This is a genomic window from Rhizobium sp. NZLR8 (assembly GCF_019685025.1).
Taxonomy (GTDB): domain Bacteria; phylum Pseudomonadota; class Alphaproteobacteria; order Rhizobiales; family Rhizobiaceae; genus Rhizobium.
In genome coordinates, this window is the sequence record NZ_JABDVY010000009.1 from 145,165 (window position 1) to 169,863 (window position 24,699).

At 60.7% G+C, this 24,699-nt stretch carries 29 protein-coding genes; 22 read left to right on the forward strand and 7 right to left on the reverse strand.

What is annotated here, in order from left to right; genetic code table 11:
• The first annotated feature begins 4 nt into the window (after positions 1 to 4).
• From HJB89_RS20350 to visR, 9 genes are all read left to right on the forward strand, one after another.
• Complete coding sequence (locus tag HJB89_RS20350) at positions 5 to 472, forward strand: chemotaxis protein CheW (RefSeq protein WP_207582915.1); 468 nt, start codon at positions 5 to 7, stop codon at positions 470 to 472.
• Complete coding sequence (cheR, locus tag HJB89_RS20355) at positions 469 to 1,377, forward strand: protein-glutamate O-methyltransferase CheR (RefSeq protein ID WP_207582916.1); 909 nt, start codon at positions 469 to 471, stop codon at positions 1,375 to 1,377. Before HJB89_RS20350 ends, cheR begins: the two co-directional genes overlap by 4 nt.
• Entirely contained in the window at positions 1,374 to 2,417 is a 1,044-nt protein-coding gene (cheB, locus tag HJB89_RS20360) for a protein-glutamate O-methylesterase CheB (RefSeq protein WP_164006523.1), read from the forward strand. Before cheR ends, cheB begins: the two co-directional genes overlap by 4 nt.
• A 1-nt stretch (position 2,418) precedes the next feature.
• Complete coding sequence (locus tag HJB89_RS20365) at positions 2,419 to 2,808, forward strand: response regulator (protein ID WP_003556488.1); 390 nt, start codon at positions 2,419 to 2,421, stop codon at positions 2,806 to 2,808.
• Complete coding sequence (gene cheD, locus HJB89_RS20370) at positions 2,805 to 3,359, forward strand: chemoreceptor glutamine deamidase CheD (RefSeq protein ID WP_207582917.1); 555 nt, start codon at positions 2,805 to 2,807, stop codon at positions 3,357 to 3,359. Before HJB89_RS20365 ends, cheD begins: the two co-directional genes overlap by 4 nt.
• 16 nt (positions 3,360 to 3,375) lie before the next feature.
• Positions 3,376 to 3,765 (forward strand): hypothetical protein, encoded by a 390-nt coding sequence (locus HJB89_RS20375; RefSeq protein WP_003584234.1) that lies wholly within the window; start codon positions 3,376 to 3,378, stop codon positions 3,763 to 3,765.
• Positions 3,766 to 3,976: 211 nt separating this feature from the next.
• Positions 3,977 to 5,668, forward strand: a complete 1,692-nt coding sequence (gene fliF, locus HJB89_RS20380; protein ID WP_207582918.1) for a flagellar basal-body MS-ring/collar protein FliF — start codon at positions 3,977 to 3,979, stop codon at positions 5,666 to 5,668.
• 476 nt (positions 5,669 to 6,144) lie between these two features.
• The gene (gene visN, locus HJB89_RS20385) at positions 6,145 to 6,891 is read left to right on the forward strand and encodes a transcriptional regulator VisN (RefSeq protein ID WP_207582919.1); all 747 of its coding nucleotides are present in this window, start codon (positions 6,145 to 6,147) and stop codon (positions 6,889 to 6,891) included.
• Positions 6,892 to 6,899: 8 nt separating this feature from the next.
• The gene (visR, locus tag HJB89_RS20390; RefSeq protein ID WP_221131267.1) at positions 6,900 to 7,646 is read left to right on the forward strand and encodes a transcriptional regulator VisR; all 747 of its coding nucleotides are present in this window, start codon (positions 6,900 to 6,902) and stop codon (positions 7,644 to 7,646) included.
• A gap of 198 nt (positions 7,647 to 7,844) precedes the next feature.
• Here the strand turns inward: visR and HJB89_RS20395 are convergent, their stop codons facing one another.
• From HJB89_RS20395 to motA, 6 genes are all read right to left on the reverse strand, one after another.
• Complete coding sequence (locus HJB89_RS20395) at positions 7,845 to 8,288, reverse strand: hypothetical protein (protein ID WP_207582921.1); 444 nt, start codon at positions 8,286 to 8,288, stop codon at positions 7,845 to 7,847.
• A gap of 5 nt (positions 8,289 to 8,293) precedes the next feature.
• Entirely contained in the window at positions 8,294 to 9,373 is a 1,080-nt protein-coding gene (flhB, locus tag HJB89_RS20400) for a flagellar biosynthesis protein FlhB (protein ID WP_207582922.1), read from the reverse strand.
• Between the two features lie 337 nt (positions 9,374 to 9,710).
• On the reverse strand, positions 9,711 to 10,751 hold the full coding sequence (gene fliG, locus HJB89_RS20405) for a flagellar motor switch protein FliG (protein ID WP_207582923.1): 1,041 nt from the start codon (positions 10,749 to 10,751) through the stop codon (positions 9,711 to 9,713).
• A gap of 28 nt (positions 10,752 to 10,779) precedes the next feature.
• On the reverse strand, positions 10,780 to 11,367 hold the full coding sequence (gene fliN / locus HJB89_RS20410; protein WP_207582924.1) for a flagellar motor switch protein FliN: 588 nt from the start codon (positions 11,365 to 11,367) through the stop codon (positions 10,780 to 10,782).
• 65 nt (positions 11,368 to 11,432) lie between these two features.
• Positions 11,433 to 12,383, reverse strand: coding sequence for a FliM/FliN family flagellar motor switch protein (locus HJB89_RS20415; protein WP_207582925.1), 951 nt, complete (start codon positions 12,381 to 12,383; stop codon positions 11,433 to 11,435).
• Positions 12,384 to 13,256, reverse strand: coding sequence for a flagellar motor stator protein MotA (motA, locus tag HJB89_RS20420; protein WP_207582926.1), 873 nt, complete (start codon positions 13,254 to 13,256; stop codon positions 12,384 to 12,386).
• Between the two features lie 253 nt (positions 13,257 to 13,509).
• Between motA and flgF the strand changes: the two genes are divergently transcribed.
• The 13 genes from flgF to fliP all read left to right on the forward strand — a co-directional run bounded on the left by flgF (position 13,510) and on the right by fliP (position 22,445).
• Positions 13,510 to 14,244, forward strand: a complete 735-nt coding sequence (gene flgF / locus HJB89_RS20425; RefSeq protein WP_207582927.1) for a flagellar basal-body rod protein FlgF — start codon at positions 13,510 to 13,512, stop codon at positions 14,242 to 14,244.
• 2 nt (positions 14,245 to 14,246) lie between these two features.
• Positions 14,247 to 15,644 carry a flagellar protein export ATPase FliI gene (fliI, locus tag HJB89_RS20430; RefSeq protein WP_221150449.1) on the forward strand — a complete coding sequence of 466 codons (1,398 nt, stop codon included), beginning with the start codon at positions 14,247 to 14,249 and terminating at the stop codon, positions 15,642 to 15,644.
• 2 nt (positions 15,645 to 15,646) lie between these two features.
• Positions 15,647 to 16,189, forward strand: a complete 543-nt coding sequence (locus tag HJB89_RS20435) for a flagellar protein (RefSeq protein WP_221116093.1) — start codon at positions 15,647 to 15,649, stop codon at positions 16,187 to 16,189.
• A 166-nt stretch (positions 16,190 to 16,355) separates the two neighbouring features.
• A complete protein-coding gene (flgB, locus tag HJB89_RS20440; RefSeq protein WP_207582930.1) occupies positions 16,356 to 16,748 on the forward strand; it encodes a flagellar basal body rod protein FlgB in 393 nt (130 codons plus the stop codon).
• A 6-nt stretch (positions 16,749 to 16,754) separates the two neighbouring features.
• Entirely contained in the window at positions 16,755 to 17,171 is a 417-nt protein-coding gene (gene flgC, locus HJB89_RS20445) for a flagellar basal body rod protein FlgC (protein WP_007633309.1), read from the forward strand.
• A gap of 2 nt (positions 17,172 to 17,173) precedes the next feature.
• On the forward strand, positions 17,174 to 17,515 hold the full coding sequence (locus HJB89_RS20450) for a flagellar hook-basal body complex protein FliE (RefSeq protein ID WP_207582931.1): 342 nt from the start codon (positions 17,174 to 17,176) through the stop codon (positions 17,513 to 17,515).
• Between the two features lie 19 nt (positions 17,516 to 17,534).
• Positions 17,535 to 18,323 (forward strand): flagellar basal-body rod protein FlgG, encoded by a 789-nt coding sequence (gene flgG, locus HJB89_RS20455; protein ID WP_164006538.1) that lies wholly within the window; start codon positions 17,535 to 17,537, stop codon positions 18,321 to 18,323.
• A 16-nt stretch (positions 18,324 to 18,339) separates the two neighbouring features.
• Complete coding sequence (flgA, locus tag HJB89_RS20460; protein ID WP_207582932.1) at positions 18,340 to 18,822, forward strand: flagellar basal body P-ring formation chaperone FlgA; 483 nt, start codon at positions 18,340 to 18,342, stop codon at positions 18,820 to 18,822.
• Complete coding sequence (locus HJB89_RS20465) at positions 18,819 to 19,940, forward strand: flagellar basal body P-ring protein FlgI (protein ID WP_207582933.1); 1,122 nt, start codon at positions 18,819 to 18,821, stop codon at positions 19,938 to 19,940. The genes flgA and HJB89_RS20465 overlap by 4 nt, the downstream gene beginning before the upstream one ends.
• Positions 19,937 to 20,479, forward strand: coding sequence for a MotE family protein (locus HJB89_RS20470; protein WP_207582934.1), 543 nt, complete (start codon positions 19,937 to 19,939; stop codon positions 20,477 to 20,479). The genes HJB89_RS20465 and HJB89_RS20470 overlap by 4 nt, the downstream gene beginning before the upstream one ends.
• Positions 20,476 to 21,192, forward strand: coding sequence for a flagellar basal body L-ring protein FlgH (flgH, locus tag HJB89_RS20475; protein WP_007633287.1), 717 nt, complete (start codon positions 20,476 to 20,478; stop codon positions 21,190 to 21,192). Before HJB89_RS20470 ends, flgH begins: the two co-directional genes overlap by 4 nt.
• A gap of 12 nt (positions 21,193 to 21,204) precedes the next feature.
• The gene (gene fliL, locus HJB89_RS20480) at positions 21,205 to 21,711 is read left to right on the forward strand and encodes a flagellar basal body-associated protein FliL (RefSeq protein ID WP_207582935.1); all 507 of its coding nucleotides are present in this window, start codon (positions 21,205 to 21,207) and stop codon (positions 21,709 to 21,711) included.
• On the forward strand, positions 21,708 to 22,445 hold the full coding sequence (gene fliP, locus HJB89_RS20485) for a flagellar type III secretion system pore protein FliP (protein ID WP_207582936.1): 738 nt from the start codon (positions 21,708 to 21,710) through the stop codon (positions 22,443 to 22,445). The genes fliL and fliP overlap by 4 nt, the downstream gene beginning before the upstream one ends.
• A 79-nt stretch (positions 22,446 to 22,524) precedes the next feature.
• Here fliP and HJB89_RS20490 read toward each other — a convergent pair whose 3' ends face one another.
• Positions 22,525 to 24,441, reverse strand: a complete 1,917-nt coding sequence (locus HJB89_RS20490; protein ID WP_221140277.1) for a glycosyl transferase — start codon at positions 24,439 to 24,441, stop codon at positions 22,525 to 22,527.
• Positions 24,442 to 24,699: the final 258 nt, after the last annotated feature.

Here is a 24,699-nt window from a genome sequence, read left to right on the forward strand (position 1 = left end):
GGCAATGTCGTACGCCGTAAAAAATCTGAACGAGGGGGATCGCGAGCTGATCGCGTTCCGCATCGGGGATCAGGAATTTTGCGTGAACATCATGTCGGTTCGTGAGATCCGGGGCTGGACCCCGGCGACCGCGATGCCGCACTCGCCTGCCTATATGCTCGGTGTCATCAACCTGCGCGGCGCGGTGCTGCCGATCATCGACCTTGCTGCCCGGCTTGGCATGAAGCCGGCCGATCCGACTGCCCGTCATGTCATCATCGTCGCCCAGGTCCGGCGCAAGGTCGTCGGCCTGCTGGTCGATGCCGTCTCCGATATCCTGACGGTGACCGACGAGACCGTCCAGCCGACGCCCGAGATCTCCTCCGAGCTCGAGCGTCAATTTGCCCGCGGCATTCTTGCCATCGACAAGCGCATGATCTGCCTGATCGAACTCGAATCCCTCTTTCCCGAGACCGAAAGCGAAGCCGCATGAACGCAATGGGCGCAAAAGATCAGAGGCAGGGATCCGACGAGGTGCTGGCGAGCGGTGAATATCCGCTGACACGCCGCGACCTCACGGAGATTGCCGCGATGATCTATTCGGATGCCGGCATCTTCCTCAACGAGACGAAGGCGTCGCTCGTCTATTCGCGCCTGTCGAAACATATCCGTAATCTCGGTCTGTCCGGCTTCCGGGAATATTGCGACCTCGTCGCTTCGCCGGCGGGAGCTGCGCCGCGCCGCGAGATGCTCTCGCATCTGACGACCAATTTTACCCGCTTCTTCCGCGAAAACCATCATTTCGACCACCTGCGCGACCATGTCCTGCCGGAACTTCTGCAAAGGGCGAGATCGGGCGGCAGGGTGCGCATCTGGTCGGCCGCTTCCTCCGACGGGCAGGAACCCTATTCGATCGCGCTCACGGTGCTCTCGCTGATGCCGAATGTCGCCGATTACGACTTCAAGATCCTGGCAACCGACATCGACCCGAAGATCCTGGCGATCGCCCGGGCCGGCGCCTATGACGAAAGCGCGCTCGAAACCGTTTCGCCCGCCATGCGCAAGCAATGGTTCAGCGAAGTCGAGATCCAGGGCCGCAGGAAGTTCCAGGTCGACGACCGGGTCAAGCGGCTGATCACCTACAACGAGCTGAACCTGATGGCGCAATGGCCGTTCAAGGGCAAGTTCGACGTCATCTTCTGCCGCAACGTCGTCATCTATTTCGACGAGCCGACGCAGATGAAGATCTGGCAGCGTTTCGCCGGCCTGCTGCCGGAGGGCGGGCATCTCTATATCGGCCATTCCGAGCGTGTGTCGGGCGAGGCAAAACACGTCTTCGACAATATCGGCATCACGACCTATCGCTATACGGCCAAAGGTCTCGGGAGGAAGGCATGAGCGCGCCGGCAAGGGTTCTCGTTGTTGACGACTCCCCGACGATGCGGGGTCTGATCACCGCCGTCTTGAGTTCGGACCCCGAGGTCAACGTCATCGGCCAGGCCGGCGACGCGCTGGAAGCGCGCGAGGCGATCAAGCGGCTGAACCCCGACGTGGTGACGCTCGACATCGAGATGCCGAACATGAACGGTCTCGATTTCCTCGAAAAGATCATGACGCTGCGTCCGATGCCTGTCATCATGGTCTCGACAATGACCCACCGCGGCGCCGAGGCGACGCTTGCGGCACTTGAGATCGGTGCGTTCGACTGCGTCGGCAAGCCGGGGCCGGGCGAACTCCGGCCCTTCGGCGACCTCGCCGAGAAGGTCAAGGCTGCCGCGCGCACGCAGCGCCAGTTCTCCCATCCGGTTGCCCCCGCAGCACCCCCGCCCTCCGTCGCCGATTTCCGCGTCGGCCGCAAGATCGTCGCGATCGGCTCGTCGACCGGCGGCGTCGAGGCGCTGATCGCCGTGCTGCAGAAGTTTCCGGCCAATTGCCCGCCGACGGTCATCACCCAGCATATGCCGCCGACCTTTACCAAGAGCTTCGCCGAACGGTTGAACCGCCTCTGTGCGCCGGTGGTGCAGGAAGCAACCGACGGTGCCCGGCTCGAAATCGGCAAGATCTATCTGGCGCCCGGCGGCGAGCGCCATCTCCAGGTCAGCAGTGCCTCGGCGCCGTGCTGCCGTCTCGTTGACCGGGCGCCGGTCAACGGTCACCGGCCATCGGTCGACGTGCTGTTCGATTCGGTCGCGGAGTTGGCGGGTCGCAACGCCGTCGGTGTGATTTTGACCGGAATGGGCCGCGATGGTGCCGCCGGATTGTTGAAAATGCGCCACGCCGGCGCCAGAACACTCGGCCAGAACGAAAAAACCTGTGTCGTTTACGGAATGCCAAGGGTTGCCCATGAACTTGGCGCCGTTGAGCAGCAGTTGCCCCTGTCTGCCATCGGGGAAGAAATATTGAAAATGACAGCCGCCCGAAAGGAAGGGACCGAATAAAATGTCGATCGCGGAGAAAATCAAAGTTCTGATCGTCGACGATCAGGTAACGAGCCGGTTGCTGCTCAGTGACGCGCTGACCCAGCTCGGTTTCAAGCAGATCACGTCCGCAGGCGACGGCGAGCAGGGCATGAAAATCATGGCCGAGCAGCCGCACCACCTGGTGATCTCGGACTTCAACATGCCGAAGATGGATGGCATCGGCTTCCTTCAGGCCGTGCGCACCAATCCGAACACCAAGAAGGCAGCCTTCATCATCCTCACCGCCCAGGGCGACCGAGCACTGGTGCAGAAGGCAGCCCAGCTCGGGGCCAACAACGTGCTCGCCAAGCCGTTCACGATCGAGAAGATGAAAGCGGCCATCGAAGCTGTGTTTGGAGCCCTGAAATGATCACTGAGGGGGCAGCCCGCCGCGTGCACATCATTCAGGGCGAGTACAAGGTTCTGAACGATCCGAATGCGGTCCTCTCGACCATTCTCGGTTCCTGCGTGGCTGCGTGCCTCCGAGACCCTATCGCCGGCATCGGCGGCATGAACCACTTCTTGCTGCCCGGTTCGGCGACGTCGCCGACCTCAGGCGGCGATGCCACCCGTTACGGCGTGCATCTGATGGAACTGCTGATCAACGGTCTCCTGAAACAGGGCGCCCGGCGCGACAGGCTGGAGGCCAAGATCTTCGGCGGCGCCAAGACGATCTCGACATTCTCCAATGTCGGTGAGCAGAACGCGGCCTTCGCCATGCAGTTCCTGAAGGATGAAGGCATTCCGGTGGTCGGTTCCTCCACAGGCGGAGACCACGGACGCAAGCTTGAATTTTGGCCCGTCTCCGGTCGTGCCCGGCAATACCCCCTGACCGGCGCCGAAACGCAGAGAACCGTCGCTCTCGAGCAGCGCCCTGCCGCTCCGCCGAAGCCCGTCGAAACCAGTATCGAATTTTTTTGATGTCGAGGATTTTCATATGACATTTAACCCGGTGATGGAGCCGCCTGCGCCTGTCGAGGCGTTGAGCGACATCCTGATGCGCATCGTTTCCGAACTGCACGATGTCGCCTATCTCATCGAGCGCATCGAGCCGCAGCTTCTCGATCTCGGCGGCGCCGAAATTCTGAATTCACCGGATGCCATGAAGGTCATGCAGGGCATCGACCTCGCCGTGCAGAAATCGCGTGGCCTTGCCGAGTTCATCGACACCATCACCGGCGAAATCCCGCACGGCTGGGCAGTCGACGTCGCCACCGCGCTCAGCCTCGTCAAGCTGGCAGAAATGCAGAAGGCATTGGGCGGCGCCACACGCCACGGCCATTCCCAGCCATTGAGCAAGGCAGCCGGCGACTTCGACTTCTTCTAAGGCGCATCGCTTCAAGCCGGATTCATGCGGCGCTCCAAGTCTTGATTTATGCATGTCGTTTCCCAAAACCGCTGCGAAGTTTTGGGGCGCATTCATTCGGCCTTTTTTGCTCCCGCCGGCGCTTCACGAAACGCTCGCACAAGTTTCGCCGATTATTCGTCAGATGAGGCAATAAGCCTGCTTTGTCTTTGACGAATCGTGCGAGAACAGAATGAATCTGTTAAATCAATTAGTTCAGATCTTTAAGAACTTCAGTTCCCTTGGCCGAACACGCCTGATGATTCTCGGAGGCGTCGGCGCCGTCTCTATCGCAATCGTCCTTGCGGCCGCTCTTTTCGTCAACAAGCCGGCACAGGAAACGCTGTATGTCGGTCTGGATGCGCCGGATCTCAACCAGATCAGCATGGCGCTTGCCGAAGCCAACGTCGATTTCCAGGTCGGTACGGACGGCACCAGTATCAGCGTCCCCGCAGGGATGACGGGCAAAGCCAGGCTGTTGCTTGCCGAGCGCGGCCTGCCGAACAGCGCCAATGCCGGTTACGAACTCTTCGACAATGTCGGCTCCCTCGGCCTGACCTCCTTCATGCAGGAGGTGACGCGGGTTCGAGCGCTGGAAGGCGAAATCGCCCGCACCATCCAGTCGATCTCCGGGATCACCGCCGCGCGCGTGCATATCGTCATGCCGGAGGTTGGAAACTTCCGAAAGGCGGAGCAGAAGCCGACCGCCTCCGTCATGATTCGTGCCAGCGCCACCACCGGGCGCAGTGCCGCGACCTCGATCCGCCACCTCGTCGCCTCGGCCGTGCCGGGGCTTGACGTCGATGACGTGACGATCCTCGATTCCGCCGGTCAACTGCTCGCTTCCGGCGACGAAGCGAGCAACAGCTCGCTGAACCGCTCGCTCACCATCGTCCAGAACGTCCAGCAGGAAGTCGAATCCAACATCGACAAGGCGCTGGCACCCTTCCTCGGCATGGACAACTTCCGTTCCAGCGTGACCGCCGATCTCAACACGGACGCCCAGCAGATCCAGGAAACGACCTACGATCCCGAGTCCAAGGTCGAACGCTCGGTCCGCTCGACCAAGGAAGCCCAGCAGTCGCAGCAGAAACAGTCGGACAGCGCGACGACGGTCGAGCAGAATATTCCGCAGGCGGCTCCCGAGGCCGGCGGTTCCGCCGGGCCCGAATCGCAGGACAAGTCCGACAAGCGCGAAGAGCAGACCAACTACGAAATCAACAGCCGGACGACGGCGACGACCCGCAACAGCTACAAGGTCGAGAAGCTGTCGATTGCGGTGGTGGTCAACAAGGGCCGCATCGCCAAGATGGTCGGCGAGCCCGCCGACCAGGCCAAGATCGATGCCTATCTTGCCGAAATGCAGAAGATCGTCGCTTCGGCGTCCGGCATCGACGCCAAGCGTGGCGACGTCGTCACCGTTACGGCGATGGATTTCCTCGAGAACCAGCTGCTCGAAGACGCCACCGGTGGTGTGCGCGTCATGGATATGCTGAGCCGCAACCTCGCCGGCATTATCAACTCTCTCGCCTTCGTCGCGGTCGCCTTCGTGGTGGTCTGGATGGGCCTGCGGCCTCTAGTGCGCAGCGTCAGCGGCAATGGCAGCTCGTCGGTCCTCGGCGACGCCACGCCGGAGGCGGCCGGCCTCGAGCTTCCGGACTTCGCGCCTTCCGCAGGCGCGCCCGGAGGAGCCCTCATGGACGGCTTCGGCTCCGACTTCGGCTTCGACAGCACCGAGGATCTGCTCAGCCTCGGCGACGACGACGGAAACTTCAATCGTCGCGTCAAGGAAGGCCCGGAGCGCAAGCTCTCCCGCATGGTCGAGATCAACGAGGAACGCGCCGCGAAAATCCTCCGGAAATGGGCGATCGACGAGGCAGCGTAAGAAAAAAGGCCGGGCAACCGGCCTTTTTCATGTCGGTACCACGCTTGATTTCCTGTAACGGGATCGTTGTCAGTTCCCGCAAACAAATGACGAACCGCTCTGGAAGCAGTGACGGTAAATGTCGGGCATTCGGCATGAAGACCAGGAACAGATCCGACCGCACCAGCGCATGATGCCGAAAAGTGTCGCTGTCGAGAAATTTAATAAGGCGAACTCGCGTAAAACGCGAATGAAGTTGCGATACCCCCAGAATCACCTTAGCCTCCCCTATATCTTGAGGGGTGGAATTGATCATCGAATCAGCGCATGGGCGACAGCGAAAGTAAATCCCTAGAAGTCGGAGATGGTGATTTGCATCGGCTGGCTTACCCTTGGGTGATTCGAAATGGGATTCGAGCGGAACTTGAATTGAATCCCTTACAGAAAAATTGCTGTTGCACCGAGTTCGATCGTTTCTCAGCCGCAGGACATTGCCAATGGATATGAACGTAATTCAGGCGAGCAAAGGCGAGAGGCAGATGGCGAATTTCGCGAGCGCGGTGATGCCGGATCTGTTGCCGCGCGATCAACTCCTCCAGCGCCTGCACGGCGTCGCCAACACTGGCAGGTTGCAGTCCGGTCTGCGGGCGCTGACCGAGTATGTGGGTGCTTCGCACTACCTTCTGGCGCGCTGCGATCTCCTTCAGGAAAGCGGTCTCGATTTCATTGTTTCGTCGGATTGGCCCTTTGACCTGGTCAGGGATATCGCCAATGATCTGGTTCGCGGCTATGCCCGTTCGACGGAGCTGGAAAAATGCATGCAGGTCTTCCAGCCGAATTTTGCTCTTATGCCTGATACTGCCGACGTGCCCGACGGCGCCAGCCGTCAATATTGTTCTCTCACCTTCAATGTCGGCCGGTCGCGGCTGGCCCTGATGTTCCTGTTCGGCGAGGGGTTCATCCTTTCGCCTGAGCGCCTGCGAGATGTGGGCCTGCTTGCAGGTTATGTCGCGAGTTTCCTCCGCTGCGGTGGTACGAGGGTCGACCGCGATTTCGAATTGACGGACCGCGAGCTGGAATGCCTCTTCTGGATCGCCGAGGGCAAGACCAGCGACGAGATCGCCATGATCCTCGGAATCTCCCGCAATACCATCAACAACTACATCACCAGCGTGATGCGCAAGACGGCGACCAAGACCCGGTCCGAGGCGATTGCCTTCGCCGTCCGCAATAATCTCGTATAGGGGGATCTATGGGGCATCCATCAGCCAGGACGATGAGCAGCGCCGAACAGCTGCGCATGGTGCGTGTGAACAGGATTTCCAGCCGGTCCGATCTTTTCCCGCGGCTGATTGCGATGCAGAAGCTCGCCGATGCTCAAGGGTTTGCGATCTTCCGCGTCAGCGGCTCGGGTCTTCCGGCAAAGCAGCGCCTTGTCTGCGAACTCGAGAACTGGGGGTCTTCCAATGCCGGCTTCGGCAAGGCCTTCACAGATGCCTATGGCGATATCCTTCTCGACCATATCGAGAAGTCTTTGTTGCCGCTCTCATGGGCCGGCGGTTACGACCGTGCGGCACCTGGTCCTGCGGACTTCGCCCCGTTCATGACGCGGCTGCAGGACGGTATTGTGCCTTTTTCCGGCCTTGCCTTTCCAGTGCGGCTCGGCACGGTCGGCAACGGTTTCATCCTTTTCACCGGCGATGAGATTGATCCCTCGAGCGATACGATCGTCGAGCTGCACGGTCGCTGCTGCCATATTATGATGGATCTGCTCTCGCTCGACGAACGCCGCACGGCCACCGCCGAGGCGCTCAGCGAACGCGAGATCGCCTGTCTCCAGCTCGCCGGCGACGGCCGCATCAGCGAAGAGATCGCCGACAAGCTCGGCCTGTCCGTGCACACCGTGAACGCCTATCTCGGCTCGGCGACCATCAAACTCGATTCCGTCAATCGCATCCAGGCGATCGCCAAGGCGATCCGGCTCGGCTACATCAGCTGAGGCCCTGCGGGCCGGGCTCTTTCATTTTAAGATTGCGTTTGATGCGTGTCGCCCGGAACTGTGCAGTGGTTCCGGGCCTACGACACGCATCGTCGCATGAATCAAGTTTGATGCGACGCGCTTGAGTCAAAACCGTTTCCGATTGTGGGGCGATGCGCTGTCGAAGGACGGATGAAAGCGCGATTGTCCTGAGAGATGTCAGCCCGCCAGCGACCGGGGCGACTGATTGACGTTGTAGCGCGCTTCCCGGAGGCTCTTTTCGAGGAAGACGGTGTTTTCGTCGGGATCGGCCGAGGGATCCTGGAAAGCGATATGATTGATCTCGATGCCGGCGTGATCTTCGGCGAGAGTCAGCTGTGCATAAACGGTGACGCCGCGCGGCTTGATTTCCAGATCGAGAACGACTTCGGGCTTGCCGCCCCATTCCAGCGTATAGTTGCCGCCCAGGCCGAAATTCACCGTGCCCGGATGAAAGAAAAGCTCTGCCGCCGAAGCGACGAGATCGGAAAGGTTGCCGTAATACTCGAAGCGCAGCAGTGAAATAAGGTCAGAAGCATCCAGAAGGCGCAGTTCCGTGGCGACCGGGCTGATCGCAACTGCGAGGATCTTTTCACGCTGGGTAGAGTGAGGGCATTTTTTCATTCGGCTTATCTTACCCGTTTGTTCTTGGCATCTGCGGCGTAGACCCGGTGGATGAGCTCCGCAACGGCCTTATAGAAGACTGACGGTATGACACTATCGATCGAGACTTGCGCAAACATGGAGCGCGCAAGTGGCGGATCCTCGAACACCGGGATGCCGTTTTTTTCGGCAATCTCCCTGATTTTGAGCGCAATAAGGTCCTGGCCCTTGGCCAGCACCACCGGCGCGTCGTTTTCTTCGCGGGCATAGCGTAGCGCCACCGCATAGTGCGTCGGGTTGGCGATGACGAGCGTCGCCCGGTCCACATTGGCGATCATACGCCGGCGCGCGCGGTCGCGCATCAGCGAGCGCTGCCGCCCCTTGACGAAGGGGTCTCCCTGTGCCTGCTTGTTTTCTTCCTTGATTTCGTGCCGCGTCATCTTCAGCTCGGTGAACCAGTGATGGCGCGTCCAAAAGACATCGACGATCGCCACGATCGCGGTGGCGATCAGCACGACGATGATGATCTTGCGCATCGCCGTCGAGATCCGCACCAGGATCGTCTGCGGATCGGAGAACATCGCGTCGATCGAGCTAAAATATTCGCTTCTGAGCACAAAAAACAGGATCACCCCGACGACGACGACCTTGAACAGCGATTTTCCGAACTCGACGAGGCCCGGCAGGCTGAAGAGCCGTTCCCAGCCTTTGGCGGGAGAGATGCGCGAGGCCTGCGGCCGGATGCGTTCGAGCACCGGCGTCGGCAGGTTCTGGAAGACGGAGGAGGCGATGCCGAACACCATGAACAGGATGAAGGCCGGCGCCAGCAGCGCCGCACATGCCCAGCCGAGCTTGACGAACAGCGAAAGGACGTCGGGACCCGTCTCGATCTTCCACTGGTCGGGTTGCTCAAAGATGTCGCGCAGGGTTTCAGTCATGCGGCCGACACTGTCGGGGAGGAAGAACACCAGATAGATATAGGTGGCAAGGATGGTCGCAAAGATCGACAGCTCGCGCGAAAACGGCACGTTGCCTTTCTCAGCCGCGTCGGTTTGCTTTTTCGCGGTCGGGGCTTCTGTTTTGCTGTCCTTGTCATCGTCTGCCAAGTCGCGGCCCTCCGTCGAAGAAATAGGCAGCAGCTACTGCATGTCGCCCAAAAGTGTGCAGCGGTTCTGGAATGACGACATGCATCAAAACAAAGAGCTAAAGCGCGCCGCGGAAACCGGGTTCCCTGCGACGCGCTTTAGAGCGCGGCCTGTATTGGAAGGGTAGTCGCCTGTCGCATGGCGATCAACAGCCGCTTTGCAGGCGGCTGGATTTGTCAACAGTCTCGGAGTGCTATGTATGTCGCTCGGAAGCGGGCAGCGGTATCCGGGATACCGATACGCATAAAACCTGGAACGAAAACGGGTCGCACGAACGAAGGTCAATGCGCGCCCCGCTTTAGGCGGCTGCCGAAGCGTCGCCTTCCTTCTCCTTGAGCTCGATCTGGCCTGAGTTGGCCAGGCGAATCGCTTCCTGCGCCACGGCGCGCCGGGCAATGGCAATCTCGCGCGGATTGACGCCGCCCATGCCGCTCTGCAGATCCGATTCGATCATGCGGCGCTGGCGAGGGCTGATGGCGGAGAGAACCGATTCGCGGATCTCTGGCGGCGAACCGCGCAACGCGACGGTGAGCACATCCGTCGAGATGTCGTTGAGCAGCATGACGCGGCTGCGCTGCGGCATGTACATGAGGTCCTCGAACAGGAAGATTTTCGGACGGACCTTGTTGACGGATTCGCGGCTGATCGATTCCAGCGAGGTGAGCAGCGTGTCGACCTGCGGCTTGTCGAGTTCGTTCATGAGATCGGCGACCTTCGTCGAGCCGGCGGCATTGCGCTCTGCCTCTACCTCGGCAAGCAGCGTCATGACCTGGTTCTCGATGATCTGCGCAGCCTTCGGGCTGACGGCCTTCATGTTGACCGTTCGGTTCATGATGTCAGCACGGCGGTTGTCTGGGAGCTGCAGCAGCACCTTGGCGCCGAAGTTGGAAGGCATCATCGAAAGAATATAGGCGACGGTCTGCGGATGTTCGCGCAGCAGGAACTGTGCCACGAAGGTCGGCTCGGCCTCGCTGAGACGATCCCAGATCGAGGTTTCGTAGGCCTGGAATGCCGTGCGGCGGCCGAGCAGGCTGTCGACCTCGTCGGGCGTCAGGCCTTCTTCCAGAATGGCCTCGATCGCCTTGGCATTGTCCATCAGTCCGGCGCCCTCGGTGAAGAGGTCTTCGAATTCGCCGACGAGCATCAAGAGTTCGTCCGGCGGGATGGCGCGCAGCGACTGAGCGGATGAGATAATGGTCTGCAGTTCGGCCTGGGTGAAATATTTCAACAGCCGGCCGGCGACTCCCTTTCCCATAGCGAGAAGAACAGCCGCCGCCTTTTCAGCCTGGGTCAACGGTTTCCCGGCTAGCGCGCCGCCGAAATCGTCAAAGTCCATCATGGTCTAACCTCTCCGTCCCACACAGGGATCAGGCTTTTTTCGTACTCAAAACTTCTATCAGTTTCACACCGAATCGCGTGTCGTCATTATCAAGCACCGTAATCTCGCCGCGCGCAATCCTGCGGCCATTCACCATGATCTCGACCGGTTCGCCGATCTTCTTGTCGAGGGCGATCGTCGCCCCTTCATTGAGGTTCATCAGGCCGGAGACCTGCATGCGGCTGGTGCCGAGCATGATCTGGACGTCGATCGGGATGTCCATGATCAGGTCGAAGTTCGAATTCAGCGCGCTGCCGAGCGGAGCCGGCGATGCGTCGAAAGAGGGGCTGTCGCCGAAATCCATGCCGGCGGCCGGGCTGGCATTGCCGGCGCCGAAATCGCCGCCGAAATCGTCGCCGCCAAACGGGGTGTCCGACATCTCGCCGCCGAAGGCCGCCAGATCGGTTCCTGCTGCGAAGGCGTCGTTCTGCAGGTCGTCGCCAAACTGCGGCAAGTCGCCATCGGCATCCTGCTTCAGCACGCCGCGCAGATCGTCGATCGCTTGGTCGAGATCCGCTTCGCTGCCCGGAAGATCCAGGGAGAGGTCGCTGTTCTGCTGTGTTTTCTTCGTAGCCATGAAATCACTATTCCAGTTGAAACTTGCCTCAAACTGCCTTTGCAGCCCAAAAGCCAGAGAACCGATTAATTCATTAAATGACGGATGAGTTCGTCATCCGAGTTCATCGTATCCCTGACGCGGACCATGTAGTTTTCGCCTGAACGCCCGAACTCGCACACATACAATTCCTTGCTGTTGGCGCTGACCTCGACGCGCACGTCACCGCTGTCGCGGAACGGAATGACGTCGCCGACCATCAGCTTCGATATCGTGCGCAGCGTCAGGTCCTGCAGCCTGATCTTGGCCTCGAGTGTGACATGCGAGCGGCGGACCTGGTCGCCCAGCTGTTCGGTCCACTCCGCCGACTTGCCGGTCGCCTGGCGCTTCGGCTTCGGCGGCGTCACCTTGGTCTTGAGCAGCGCGGTCTGCGGAACCATCAACGAAAATTCCGAAACGATGCCGGCAAGCGTGATCGACATATTGATGGCGGCGGCGAATTCGTCCGGGCGGTCCTCCGGCGGCCGGGCGCGCATCTCGAGCGCGTGCGGGGCCGAAAGGCTCGGTTCGAAACCGCCGGGCGCGTTGACGGCCGAGCGCAGCACCTTGGCGATCTTGTCAAAAACCATCACCGCCAGGTCGATTTCGATGACCGACAGCAGCCGGTCGGCCGGCTCCTCGATCGTATCGGCGGTGGCGCCGAGCAGGTGCTCCATCAGCGTGATGACGAAACCGTTGCCGCAGGCAAGCGTGATGTTCTGCGACCAGTTGCGCAGTGTCACGTCGACGAGGGTGACGTTCGCGTTCAGGTCGTCGATCAGGTGGTTCTTATAGCCGATCTCGCAGCCGAGATAGTTGACCGTCACGTCGAGGCCGGTCTCGCTCTTGATGACGTCGGGAAAGAATTCGCTGTAGACTTCCCCGAAGGAACTGCAGATCTTGGCGACCCTGCCTCTATCGCCAAGCCCGCCTGTCAGCTTGGCGAGAAGGGCAGGATCCATTGCCGGTTTGTCATGCGAAGCATTGCTCATAGTCATTTAAGCCGCCTTGTTTTCGCCGCCTGGGTTCATCATTTCCTGTTCGACCGCGTCGATGGACGGACGCTCGTAAGCCGAGATCGTCTTGCGGCCGTATTCGAGAGCGACCTGCGGCACCGAGCCGTTCATGTAAGCAAGCAGCGTCTGCTTGACGATGACGTAGAGTCGGTGCTGCTTGTTGCGCACGATCTTGATCTGGGAGACCAGCGGCGAGCAGACGCAATAGGACAAGATAATGCCGAGGAAGGTGCCGACGAGCGCCGAGCCGATCAGGTGCCCGAGCACCTCAGGTGAATCGTTGATGTGAGCCATCGCCTTGATGACGCCGAGAACCGCGGCGACGATACCGATCGCCGGGAAGGAATCGCCCATGATCTGGATCGCGTGGTAAGGCTTCATCTTGTCATGCATGATGGTGTTGAGTTCTTCGTCCATCAGCGCCTCGATCTCGTGGCTGCGGGCATTGCCGATGATGATCAGACGCACGTAGTCGCAGATGAACGCCGTCAGTTCCTTGTTCTTCAGAACTGTCGGAGCCTGTTGGAAGATCGTCGATTCGACCGGATTGTCGATATGGGCTTCGATTTCGTTTCGCGACTTGGTGCGCAGGTCGCGCATCAGCGAATAGAGCACGCCGAGCGTGTCGAGATAATTGCGTTCTTTCGGCACAGCGTGCTTGAAGGCTTCGCCGAGCGCTTTGCCGGAATCCTTCACCACTTTCATTGGGTTCGCCATGATGAAGCTGCCGAGGCCGGCGCCGCCGATGATGAGGAATTCGAAGGGCTGGAACAGCGCGTTCACTTCGCCGCCCATCGCCATGAAGCTGCCGACGATGCAGCCGCAGACAACAATAAATCCGATAATAATATTCATCGTCAGCCCAATCTGAACGTTGCTTTTCTCTGAGACGGATAGGATTTCTGCCTTGCGTGAGGCTGATGAAAGGGCTGGTCGCGGGGCATTTCCGCGTGCCAGCTTCGCGCAAGCATCTGCCGTCAGGCTAAAGGAGACGAATGGGTGTCCGCACCCGTTTCTGAGATGCCGCCTCAGCGAAATCCCGGCCGAATCACAAAGACGACGCCCGGCTTTTCGTTCCGTTCATCGCCAATGCTTGGAGCTTACCGACATGCAATCCGGTCTTTATGTTTCACTGTCGTCGCAGATGGCGCTCGAAAAGCGCCTGACCACCATCGCAGACAACATGGCGAACGTGAACACGACCGGCTTTCGCGCCACCGAGGTGAAGTTCGACGAGATGGTGGCGAACTCCAAGAACAAGCTCAACACCAAGGTCGCCTTCGTTTCCCAGGGCAACGACTATCTGAACGAGGGAAATGGCGAATTGCAGCACACCGGCAACATGCTCGATTTCGCCGTCAAAGGTGATGCCTGGTTCTCGCTCGATACGCCGGCAGGCCGCGTCCTGACGAGGGACGGCCGCTTCACGCTCAAGGATACCGGCGAACTCGTGTCGATCCGCGGATATCCCGTTCTCGACGCCGGCGGCGCGCCCATCCAGCTCAACTCGAAGGGCGGCGAGCCGGCCGTCGGCACCGACGGCATCATCTACCAGGGCGACCGCCAGGTCGCCTCGCTCGGGCTGTTCGAGGCCGATGTCAGCAAGGGATACCTACGCTACGAAAACAGCGGCATCATGACCACTGACCAGCCGCGCGCCGTCGTCGACCGCTTCAATGTCGGCGTCGAGCAGGGTTATCTCGAAAACTCCAACGTCAACGCCATGCGCGAGATCACCCAGTTGATCGAAGTCAACCGCGCCTTCGAAAGCGTCTCGTCGCTGATGCGCGACAGCGAGGATTCCTTCAAGGAAGCCGTGCAGACGCTCGGGGGTAGCCGCTAAGCATGAGCACCACACTACTGTCCGAGGACGGTCTTTCCCCAAAATTGGCGCATCTGGCAGATCTCGTCGACCGATACGCATCGCCGGAGTTCGCGGTTGCCCATGGCGGTCGCGTGCAGACCATCGCCGCAGGCCACTACACGGTTCGCGGTCTCTCCCGCCATGTTCGCCTCGGTGAGTTTGTCGCCCATAAATCGGCGACCGGCGTCCATCTGGGTGAGGTCGTTCGCGTCGAGCCGGACCTGATTTATGTCTGCCCGATCGAACCAGGCGAGCCGATCGGCATCAACGATACGGTCATCCGCAAGGGCGCGTTTCGTATCTCACCGTCTGACAGCTGGTGCGGGCGCACCGTCAACTCGCTCTGCGAACCGATCGACGGGCTGGGTCCGATCACCGAGGGCCTCGATCGCCGCTCGATCGCCAATACCGCGCCGCCCTCGATGACCCGCAAGCGTGTCCAGACCGGCTTCAAGACCGGCGTACGCGCGATCGACATCTTCTCGCCGCTCTCCCTCGGGCAGCGCCTCGGCATCTTCGCCGGTTCCGGTGTCGGCAAGTCGACGCTTTTGTCCATGCTCGCCCGCGCCGACGCCTTCGACAAGGTCGTCATTGCGCTTGTCGGCGAACGCGGCCGCGAGGTGCGTGAATTCATCGAGGATACGCTCGGCAGCAATATGAAGAAGGCTATCGCCGTCGTTGCAACCAGCGATGAGAGCCCTATGCTGCGCAAGATGGCGCCGCTGACGGCCGTCACCATCGCCGAACATTTCCGCGACAAGGGCGAGAATGTTCTCTTCATCGTCGACAGCGTCACGCGTTTCGCCCATGCGATCCGCGAGGTGGCGACTGCCTCCGGCGAGCCGCCGATCGCACGCGGTTACCCGGCTTCCGTGTTCACCGAGCTGCCGCGCCTGCTGGAGCGCGCTGGTCCCGGCCCCGAGGGCGCCGGCACCATCACGGCGATCATCTCGATTCTCGTCGACGGCGACAACCACAACGACCCGATCGCTGATTCGACGCGCGGCATCCTCGACGGTCATATCGTCCTGCAACGCAGCCTCGCCGAAGAAGGGCGTTACCCACCGATCGATCCGCTAGCCTCGATTTCGCGTCTTGCCCGCAAGGCCTGGACGCCGGACCAGGAAAAGCTGGTCTCGCGGCTGAAGGTGCTGATCCATCGCTTCGAGGAAACACGCGACCTGCGCCTAATCGGCGGTTACCGCCAGGGTGCCGATCCCGATCTCGATATGGCGGTCAAGCAGGTACCGATCATTTACGACGTCCTGAAACAGTCGCCGGGCGACCGCGACTCGGCCGATGCCTTCGCCGATCTCGCCGGCGCGCTCAAAGCTGCAGCCGGTATGGGCAATCAGGGCGCACCCATTCAGAGGAGATAGACGTGGCTGAATTCGACGACGAACGCATCGCTTCTCTGAAGCAGCGCCGGAAGACCGTCATCCTGGATCGGCTTCTGACTTTCACCGGCCTGGCGCTTGCCGGCGCTTCCGCCTTCTTTCCGTGGTATGTATTTTTCAACGAAGATAAGTTCGGCATCAACGTCGCCGCCAGCGACAATTCGCGCGAATTGCCGGATTGGCCGGCCCGCAACGTCTTCAGCGTCTCGCCGCTTGCCATGATCAACAAGAACGAGCCGGACAAAAAGGCCCCGCCGATCGATCCGCTGACGACGGCAACGGTTTCCGACCTCGGCAAGGAACGCAATGGCCGCCCCATACCCGAGGATCAGCCTTTCCCTGGCAAGTCTTCCTTCCGCCTGCTGCACGTTTCCAACGGCCGGGCGCTGATCGAGGATCCCTCGGGTATGTATGTGGTGCGCATCGGTTCGATCCTGCCCGACGAGAGCCGCCTAGCGACACTCGAGCAGCGCGACGGCAAATGGGTGATCGTTACCTCCAAGGGCGATACCTACCAGAATAATTGAACCTGTCGGCCAACGCCGAAGGCAACAGGGGCTCCGCCGCGAACCGGCCGGAGCCCCTGTTTTTTTGAGCGCAGCGCTGCCCGAAAAGCGCCTTGAAACCTGAATTCCCGTAAGTCCCACGCAAGATTACCGCACTAGGTTCGGGACAGTAAAAACGGAGAGTCTCATGCAACCGATCCAACTTTTCGACTTGGCTTCGCGACAGGCGGAATGGCTGACGATCCGTCAGCAGGTTGTTGCCGGCAACATCGCGAATGCCAACACCCCGAAGTTCCACGCCAAGGACGTCACGCCCTTCGACGCCGTGCTGGACAAGTCCGACATCACCATGACGCGCACCAATCCGGCCCATCTCAGCGGCAATGATTTCAGCGCCAGCGGTGATATCGACGTCAAGGACGCCGCACTCGACCAGGAAATCGGCGTCCAGGAATCTGGCAATACCGTCGGTGTGGCCGAAGAGCTCTCCAAGTCGGGCGATATCAAGCGCCAGTACGATCTGAACACCTCGCTGGTCAGTTCTTTCAACCGCATGATGTTGATGACCGTCAGGAAGTAAAAATTCATGGATCCGCTTTCAGCAGCAATGAAAATCGCCGGTTCCGGGCTCGAGGCGCAGTCGACGCGCCTGCGCATCGTTTCGGAAAACATCGCTAACGCTCGCTCGACCGGCGACACGCCTGGAGCCGACCCCTATCGCCGTAAGACGATCACCTTCGGCCAGCAGATGGATCGCGCCAGCGGCGTCGAGACGGTCGATGTCAAGAAGGTCGGCGTCGACGAAGGCGACTTCAGCACCGAATTCGACCCCAGCAATCCGGCCGCGGATCAGAAGGGCGTCGTCAAACTGCCGAACGTCAACATCCTCGTCGAGATGGCCGACATGCGCGAAGCCAACCGCTCGTATGACGCCAATCTGCAGACCATCAAGCAGACCCGCGATCTCATCTCCTCCACGATCGACCTCCTGAAGAGCCAATAATAATGATCAGCAGCGTCCAGAATGTCAGCAACCTTTCGATGACCCGAGCGCTTGGCGCCGTCGACACCGAAAATTCCGCCTCGTCGTCTGCCGCCACCATGCCGGGCACCGCAGGTGCGGCCAACGGCATGAGCTTTGCCTCCGTCATGGGCAACATGGCAACCGACGCGGTCACCAGCCTGAAGGGTGCGGAAAGCATGTCCTTTGCCGGCATCAAGGGCACGGCGACGACGCGTGAAGTCGTCGATTCCATGCTCCAGGCCGAGCAGACGCTGCAGACCGCGATCGCCATCCGTGACAAGGTCGTCTCGGCCTTTCTCGAAGTCACCAAGATGCAGATGTAACTGAATTGAGGACGAACACATGAGAGCGCTCGCCATCGCAGCAACGGGCATGGATGCCCAGCAGACCAATCTGGAAGTCATCGCGAACAATATCGCCAACATCAATACGACGGGTTTCAAGCGCGCTCGCGCCGAATTCTCCGATCTTCTCTACCAGACCGAACGCGCCAAGGGTGTCGCCAACCGCGCCAACCAGGCCGTCGTCCCGGAAGGCGCCAATATCGGCCTCGGCGTCCAGACCTCGGCGGTGCGCAACCTGCATCTCCAGGGCGAACTGACCCAGACCGGCAACGACCTCGACGTGGCGCTGATCGGCAAGGGCTTCTTTCAGATCCAATCGACCGACGGTACGACGCTCTACAGCCGTGCCGGCGCCTTCAACAAGAACGAGCAGGGCCAGCTCGTCACCATCGACGGCTACGAGGTCCTTCCCGGCATCACCATTCCGACGGGCTCGACCGAGCTGACGATCAGCCGCTCGGGCCAGGTTTCGGCCAAGCTGCCCGGCGCGACGACCGCGACCACGCTTGGCCAGCTGACGCTTGCCGATTTCGTCAATGAGGCCGGCCTCCAGCCGATCGGCGACAATCTCTTCCAGGAAACGGCTGCCTCCGGCGAAGCCGTCGTCGGCAATCCCGACGAGGAAGGTTTCGCCTACATGAAGCAAGGCTATCTGGAATCCTCGAACGTCGACCCGGTGAAGGAAATTACCGAGCTGATCTCGGCCCAGCGCGCTTACGAAATGAATTCCAAGGTGATCACCACCGCTGACGAAATGGCCACCGTCGTCAGCAAGAACCTGAAGTAGAGGGAAGGGCCGAAACATGATGTTTTGCCGGGCAGGACACATCTCAGGATGGGTGGCGGCAGCCACGATCGCAGTCGCGGGCATTTTCTTGCCCGCGGACGCGGGTGCCGGCATGGGTTATGCCGTCGTCCCGACGACGATCATCTACCCCGGCGACACACTGTCGGCCAGCCAGCTTCAGGAGGTCGAGGTCACCAACCCCAACCTCGCCGGCGATTTTGCCAAATCCATTTCCCAGGTCGAAGGCATGGTCTCCAAGCGCACGTTGCTGCCGGGCCGCACGATTTCGGTTTCGGGCCTGCGCGAAGCCTATACGGTGACCCGCGGCTCGTCGATCCGCCTGGTCTTTTCGCTTGGCGCGATGACGATCTCGGCTGCCGGCTCGCCGCTCGAAGACGGCTCGACCGGGCAGGTCGTGCGCGCACGCAATATGGATTCCGGGGTTATCGTCAGCGGCACGGTGCTTGCGGACGGCACGGTCCATGTGAGGGCAAAATGAAATTGTTCTTCCGTTTCTTGACCCTTGTCGCGGTCTTCGCCATGAGCCTGGCCGACGTCGCGCCCGCCTGGGCGCTGACCTCCCGCATCAAGGATATCGCTTCGCTTCAGGCCGGCCGTGACAACCAGCTGATCGGTTATGGCCTGATCGTCGGTCTGCAGGGAACCGGCGACGGCTTCCGTGCCTCGCCTTTCACCGAGCAGTCGATGCGGGCGATGCTGCAGAATCTCGGCATCTCGACTCAGGGCGGCCAGTCCAACGCCAAGAACACGGCGGCCGTCATGGTCACCGCCAACCTGCCGCCCTTCGCTAGCCCCGGCAGCCGCATCGACGTGACGGTGAGTTCGCTCGGCGATGCGACGTCGCTGCGCGGCGGCACGCTCGTCATGACCTCGCTTTCCGGCGCCGACGGCCAGATCTATGCCGTCGCGCAGGGCGCCGCCATCGTTTCCGGATTTCAGGCGCAGGGCCAGGCCGCAACGGTGACCGAAGGCGTGACGACCGCCGGCCGCGTGCCCGGCGGCGCGATCATCGAACGCGAACTTCCGTCGCGCTTCAAGGACTCGGTCAATCTCGTCCTGCAGCTGCGCAACCCCGACTTCTCGACGGCAATCCGCATCGCCGACATCGTCAACGGTTATGCCTCGGCACGCTTCGGCGGCCCGGTCGCCGAAGCCAAGGATTCGCAGGAAGTGGTGATCCAGAAGCCGCGCACGGCCGATCTCACCCGGCTGATGGCCGACCTCGAAAATCTCATCGTCGAAACCGATACGCCGGCCAAGGTGGTCATCAACGAGCGCACCGGAACGATCGTCATCGGCTCGGACGTCCGCGTTTCGCCGGTTGCAGTCAGCTACGGCACACTGACGGTTCAGGTTACCGAGACGCCGCAGATCATCCAGCCCGAACCTTTCTCGCAGGGCCGGACCGCCGTCCAGCCGCAGACCGATATCGCGGCTGAGCAGACCGGCGGGCGCGTCGCCATCATCGACGGTCCCGACCTCAGGACCCTCGTCGCCGGTCTCAACAATATCGGCGTGAAGCCGGATGGCATCATCGCCATTCTCCAGGGCATCAAGTCGGCAGGCGCCCTGCAGGCGGAGCTTGTGCTGCAATGATAAAGTTCATCAACCCTGACATGACGGTCCTGCAATTGCTGCGCCGGCTGGCGCTGCCCGCAGCAGGCCTCGTCCTTCTGTCGATCCCGGGCGCCTTCGCGCAGGAGCATGCGCCGGCGGGAGACATCATCTCCCAGGACGAGGTCAAGCAGTTCTGCACCAACATCGCCGACCCCGCCCGCGACCAGCGTTACCTCCTGCAGAAGCAGGAGCTGGAAAAGCTTCGCGCCGACATCGACGCCCGCATGGCGGAAATGGATAAACGCAAGGCCGAATACCAGGACTGGCTGAAGCGGCGCGACGATTTCCTGAAGCAGGCTGAAGCCGGCCTCACTGAGATCTATAAGAAGATGAAGCCGGATGTGGCCGCACTCCAGCTGCAGGATATGAAGATCGAGGTGGCCTCCGCCGTGATCATGCGGCTCGGACCGCGTCAGTCGAGCCTCATCCTCAACGAGATGGACGCGAAGAAGGCCGCGGCCATCGCCAGCGTCATCGCCAGTGCGTCCGATCCCAATACGTCGAAGGATCCTTCATGAATATGCGTCTCCCGGCCGCGATTGCCGCCCTCGCACTCCTTGCGGGTTGCCAGTCTCCGACGGCAGTCAGCGAGATCGGCCGTGCGCCCGCCATGAGCCCGATCGGCAGCGGCCTTGCCTACGGCCAGACGCCGCAGATGGCGCTTTATCCGAAGCAGCCGCGCGCTGTGGCGCAGGGTTATTCGCTGTGGAGCGATTCACAGGCGGCGCTCTTCAAGGATGCACGCGCGCTCAACGTCGGCGACATCCTGACCGTCGACATTCAGATCAACGACAAGGGTTCTTTCGACAACGAGACCAACCGCAGCCGCAAGAATTCGAGCGGCATGAACTGGGACGTCAACGCCCAGATCTTCGGCTGGACGCCTGAGTCCAAGACCGACCTGACCTATGGCTCCGACACCAGCACCGACGGCAAGGGCAAGATCGAGCGCACCGACAAGCTGACGTTGCTGGTCGCCGCCGTCGTCACCGGCATTCTCGAAAACGGCAACCTCGTCATATCGGGCTCGCAGGAAGTCCGATTGAACCAGGAACTGCGTATCCTGAACGTCGCCGGTATCGTTCGTCCGCAGGACGTCAATGCCGAAAACCAGATCTCCTACGACAAGATCGCCGAAGCCCGCATCTCCTACGGTGGCCGCGGCCGCCTGATGGAAGTGCAGCAGCCTCCGCGCGGCCAGCAGGCCGTCGATCTTTTCTCGCCGCTTTGAGGCTGAACGACGATGGCAGAGCCAGACGCAAGCGCAGATCAATCAAAGAAGAAATCCGGCACGCTGATGACGATCATCGGCGTCGCCGTCCTGACGCTGCTCGGCGCCGGTGGCGGCTGGGCGGTCGGCACGATCGTCGCGCCCAACATCAAGGGCGCCAAGGAGGCCGAGCAGGCCAAGGACGCCGAAGCGAAGAAAAAGGGTGAGGAAGGCCTGGCCCACATCTCCACCGAGGCCAACAACGTCGTCCAGCTCGAGCCGATCACGTCGAATCTCGCTTACCCCTCCGAAAACTGGGTCCGACTTGAGGTCGCGCTGCTCTTCAACGGGCCGCCGGATGTCAAGGTTTCCGAGGATATTCATCAGGATATCCTCGCATATATCAGGACCGTTTCCCTGCAGCAGATCGAGGGGCCGCGGGGCTTTCAATATCTCAAGGATGACATACAGGAACGTGTTGACCTTCGCTCGCAAGGGCGCGTATCGAAGGTCATGTTCAGGACATTTGTCATCGAATGATTCGTCTCATAGTTTTCCTTGCCGCCATGATAGCGGTACCGGAACTGGCGGTGGCACAGCAGCTGCCGACTAACCTGTTGAACGTGCCGGTCGATGGCTCCGTCGCCGCCTGGATCATCCGCACCTTCGGCCTGCTGACCATTCTTTCGGTCGCGCCGGGCATCCTGATCATGGTGACGAGCTTCCCGCGCTTCATCATCGCCTTCTCGATCCTGCGCTCAGGCATGGGCCTCTCCTCCACGCCCTCCAACATGATCCTTCTGTCGCTGTCGCTGTTCATGACCTTCTACGTCATGTCGCCGACCTTCGATCAGGCCTGGCAGAACGGCGTGCAGCCGCTGCTTGCCAATCAGATCAACGAAACCGAGGCGGTCCAGCGGATCGCCGAACCGTTCCGCACCTTCATGTCGGCCAATACCCGCGACAAGGATCTGGCGCTCTTCGTCGATCTGGCGCGTGAACGCGGACAAAATATCCAGACGACCGATCCGATCGACTACCGTGTGCTGATCCCGGCCTTCATGATTTCCGAGATTCGCCGCGGCTTCGAGATCGGCTTCCTCGTCGTCCTGCCGTTCCTCGTCATCGACCTGATCGTCGCTACCATCACCATGGCGATGGGCATGATGATGCTGCCGCCGACCTCGATCTCGCTGCCGTTCAAAATTCTCTTCTTCGTGCTGATCGACGGCTGGAACCTGCTTGTCGGCAGCCTGGTGCGCTCATTCAACTGACAGGCTGCGGCCTCTTCCTTTTCCAAACGTGAAAACCCGCCGGATTGCCCCGGCGGGTTCTTTCGTGGCGTTAAAAGCCTCACTCCGCGGCGAACGGCGCGGTGCGCGGCGGCAGCGCCGCGATGTCCATGTGGTCGGGTGCGAGACCCTGCTTGGCGCGCGCGGCCATGATTTCATAGGCCTGCTCCAGATGGTCGCAGAACCGTTCGGCATCGAAGAGCGGCGCAATATAGCGCTTCTCCTTGAGATGTGCCTTGTATTCGGCGATCCGCCCGGGATTCTCGGCCAGTTCCACGGCCATATCCTCGTAGTCCTGCAGGTCGCTTGCGACGAGGTCGGGTAGGTCGATGGCCCGCAGCAGGCTCTCGCTGACGCGTGAGGCGAAGTTGGTGCCTTTGACGGTCAGAACCGGCAGGCCGCCCCAGAGCTGCTCCGAGGTGGTCGTGTGGCCGTTGACGGGGAAGGTGTCGATGCCGAGGTCGGCCGCCTGCTGACGGTCGATGTGCTGTTCGTAGGGAGCGCGAGGGCAGAAGATGATCCGCTTGGGCGAAATGGCTGCCGCCTGGAACTGCTTCAAGAGATTTGCCTGGTTGCGCGGCGAATTCGCCATCAGCCAGAGCACGCTGTTCGGCGCGCGCTTGAGAATGCGGCACCAGCTGTCGATTACCTCAGGCGTAATCTTGCGGTTGCCGTTGAAGGAGGCGAAGATGAAGGCATCTTCCGGCAGGCCGAGCTGCTCACGGGTGACGGCGCGCGGCTTCGGACGATGCATCGGATCGTTCGGCTGGTAGCTTTCCGGCAGTCGGCAGAATTTTTCGTGATAGAAAGGCTTGGCCACCTCGGGCAACACCGAATGGTCGCCGATGACATAGTCCAGGTCGATATTGACGGTGCTGCCGGGAAAACCGAGCCAGCCGACATGTACCGGCGCCAGCGGCAGGTTGAAAGCAGTCGCGCGGCTGCCTGATGTATGACCCTTCAGGTCGACCATGATGTCGATATTATGCGCGCGCACCGTTTCCAGCATCGCCCGGTCGGAGAAGCCGTGAACGGTGACGATCCTGCCCCAACGGCTGCGATCGGTGTCGTTGTGCTTTAGGTATTCCGGGCCTGTATGGCAGAAGAGCGTCACCTCGAACCGATCCTTGTCGTGCAGTTCGAGGATGCGTTGCAGCAGCTTCATCGTCGCGTGCCGGTCCCAGAAGTCCGACGACATGTAGCCGATGCGGATCTTGTCCGACCAGATGTGCGGCTGGTTGCGGCGGAAGGTCACCCGTTCGTGGTTGAGAGGTGTGGTGCCGATCGTCGCATAGCGGTTGAAGTCCTCGTTGCCGCACCAGTGCAGGTGATAGAACGGGTTGTCTTTGCGCAGGATCTCGATATCGCCTTTCGCAAGGGCCGCGTCGATCACCGCCTGATGCTTGGCTGCCTCTTCGAATTCGTTGAATTCGCGGGCGAAAACAAGGTGGAGAAAGCGGAAGGCGTGATTGCCTGGAAAACGCTTGAAGAGGTTGCGCGCCAGCTTCTGGTTGGTTGCATCGTTGAGATCGTCGCTGAGCAGCAGGGCCGCCAGACGCATGTGGTCGGGATTCATGCTTTCCGACAGCACCGTCTTGAACGGACGGATGATATCGCGCTGCTGGCGCTTCAGATAGATCGCGGTGATGATGAAAGCGAGTTCGGCATCTTCCTGCGCTTTGGCAAGGTTGCGCATGGCGATCAGCAGCGCTTCGTCCTCGTTGCCAGTCTCGTAATGCAGCTTGGCGGCCTGTTTCTGGTATTCGTAGGCGTTCGGTCCTTCGCAGTTGCCGGCCAGGCCATAGGCTTTCGCGGCGTCGGCCTTGAATCCGAGCTGCACGAGGTTCTTGGCCAGCAGCGCATAGGTCTTGGCGTCCTGCTGGATATCCATCAACTGGTTGAGCGTCGCCAGGGACTGTGTGTAGCGGCCCATCTGGTAATCCTTGGATGCCGCAGAGAACGAAACTTTGCTGTTCAAAACCCAACTCCGTGAAGGAAATGTTCTGGCAATGGCGGTCGATCGCCCGGCGCATGCACGGTTTGTCCTCCCCGAAAACGGGTGGATCGGTCCGATGGTGCTATCCCGGCGCCTGCCACATTGGCATTCGAAGCTTGCTTGAAACCGGTGAGTTGACGAACCTCTGTTTTCCCGGCGAAATGGCCGCTTTTCCGCAGGGAAAACGCTTACTTTCCAAGAGAATTAGAATGTAGAGGAATATATTCAGCAAGCATTAAC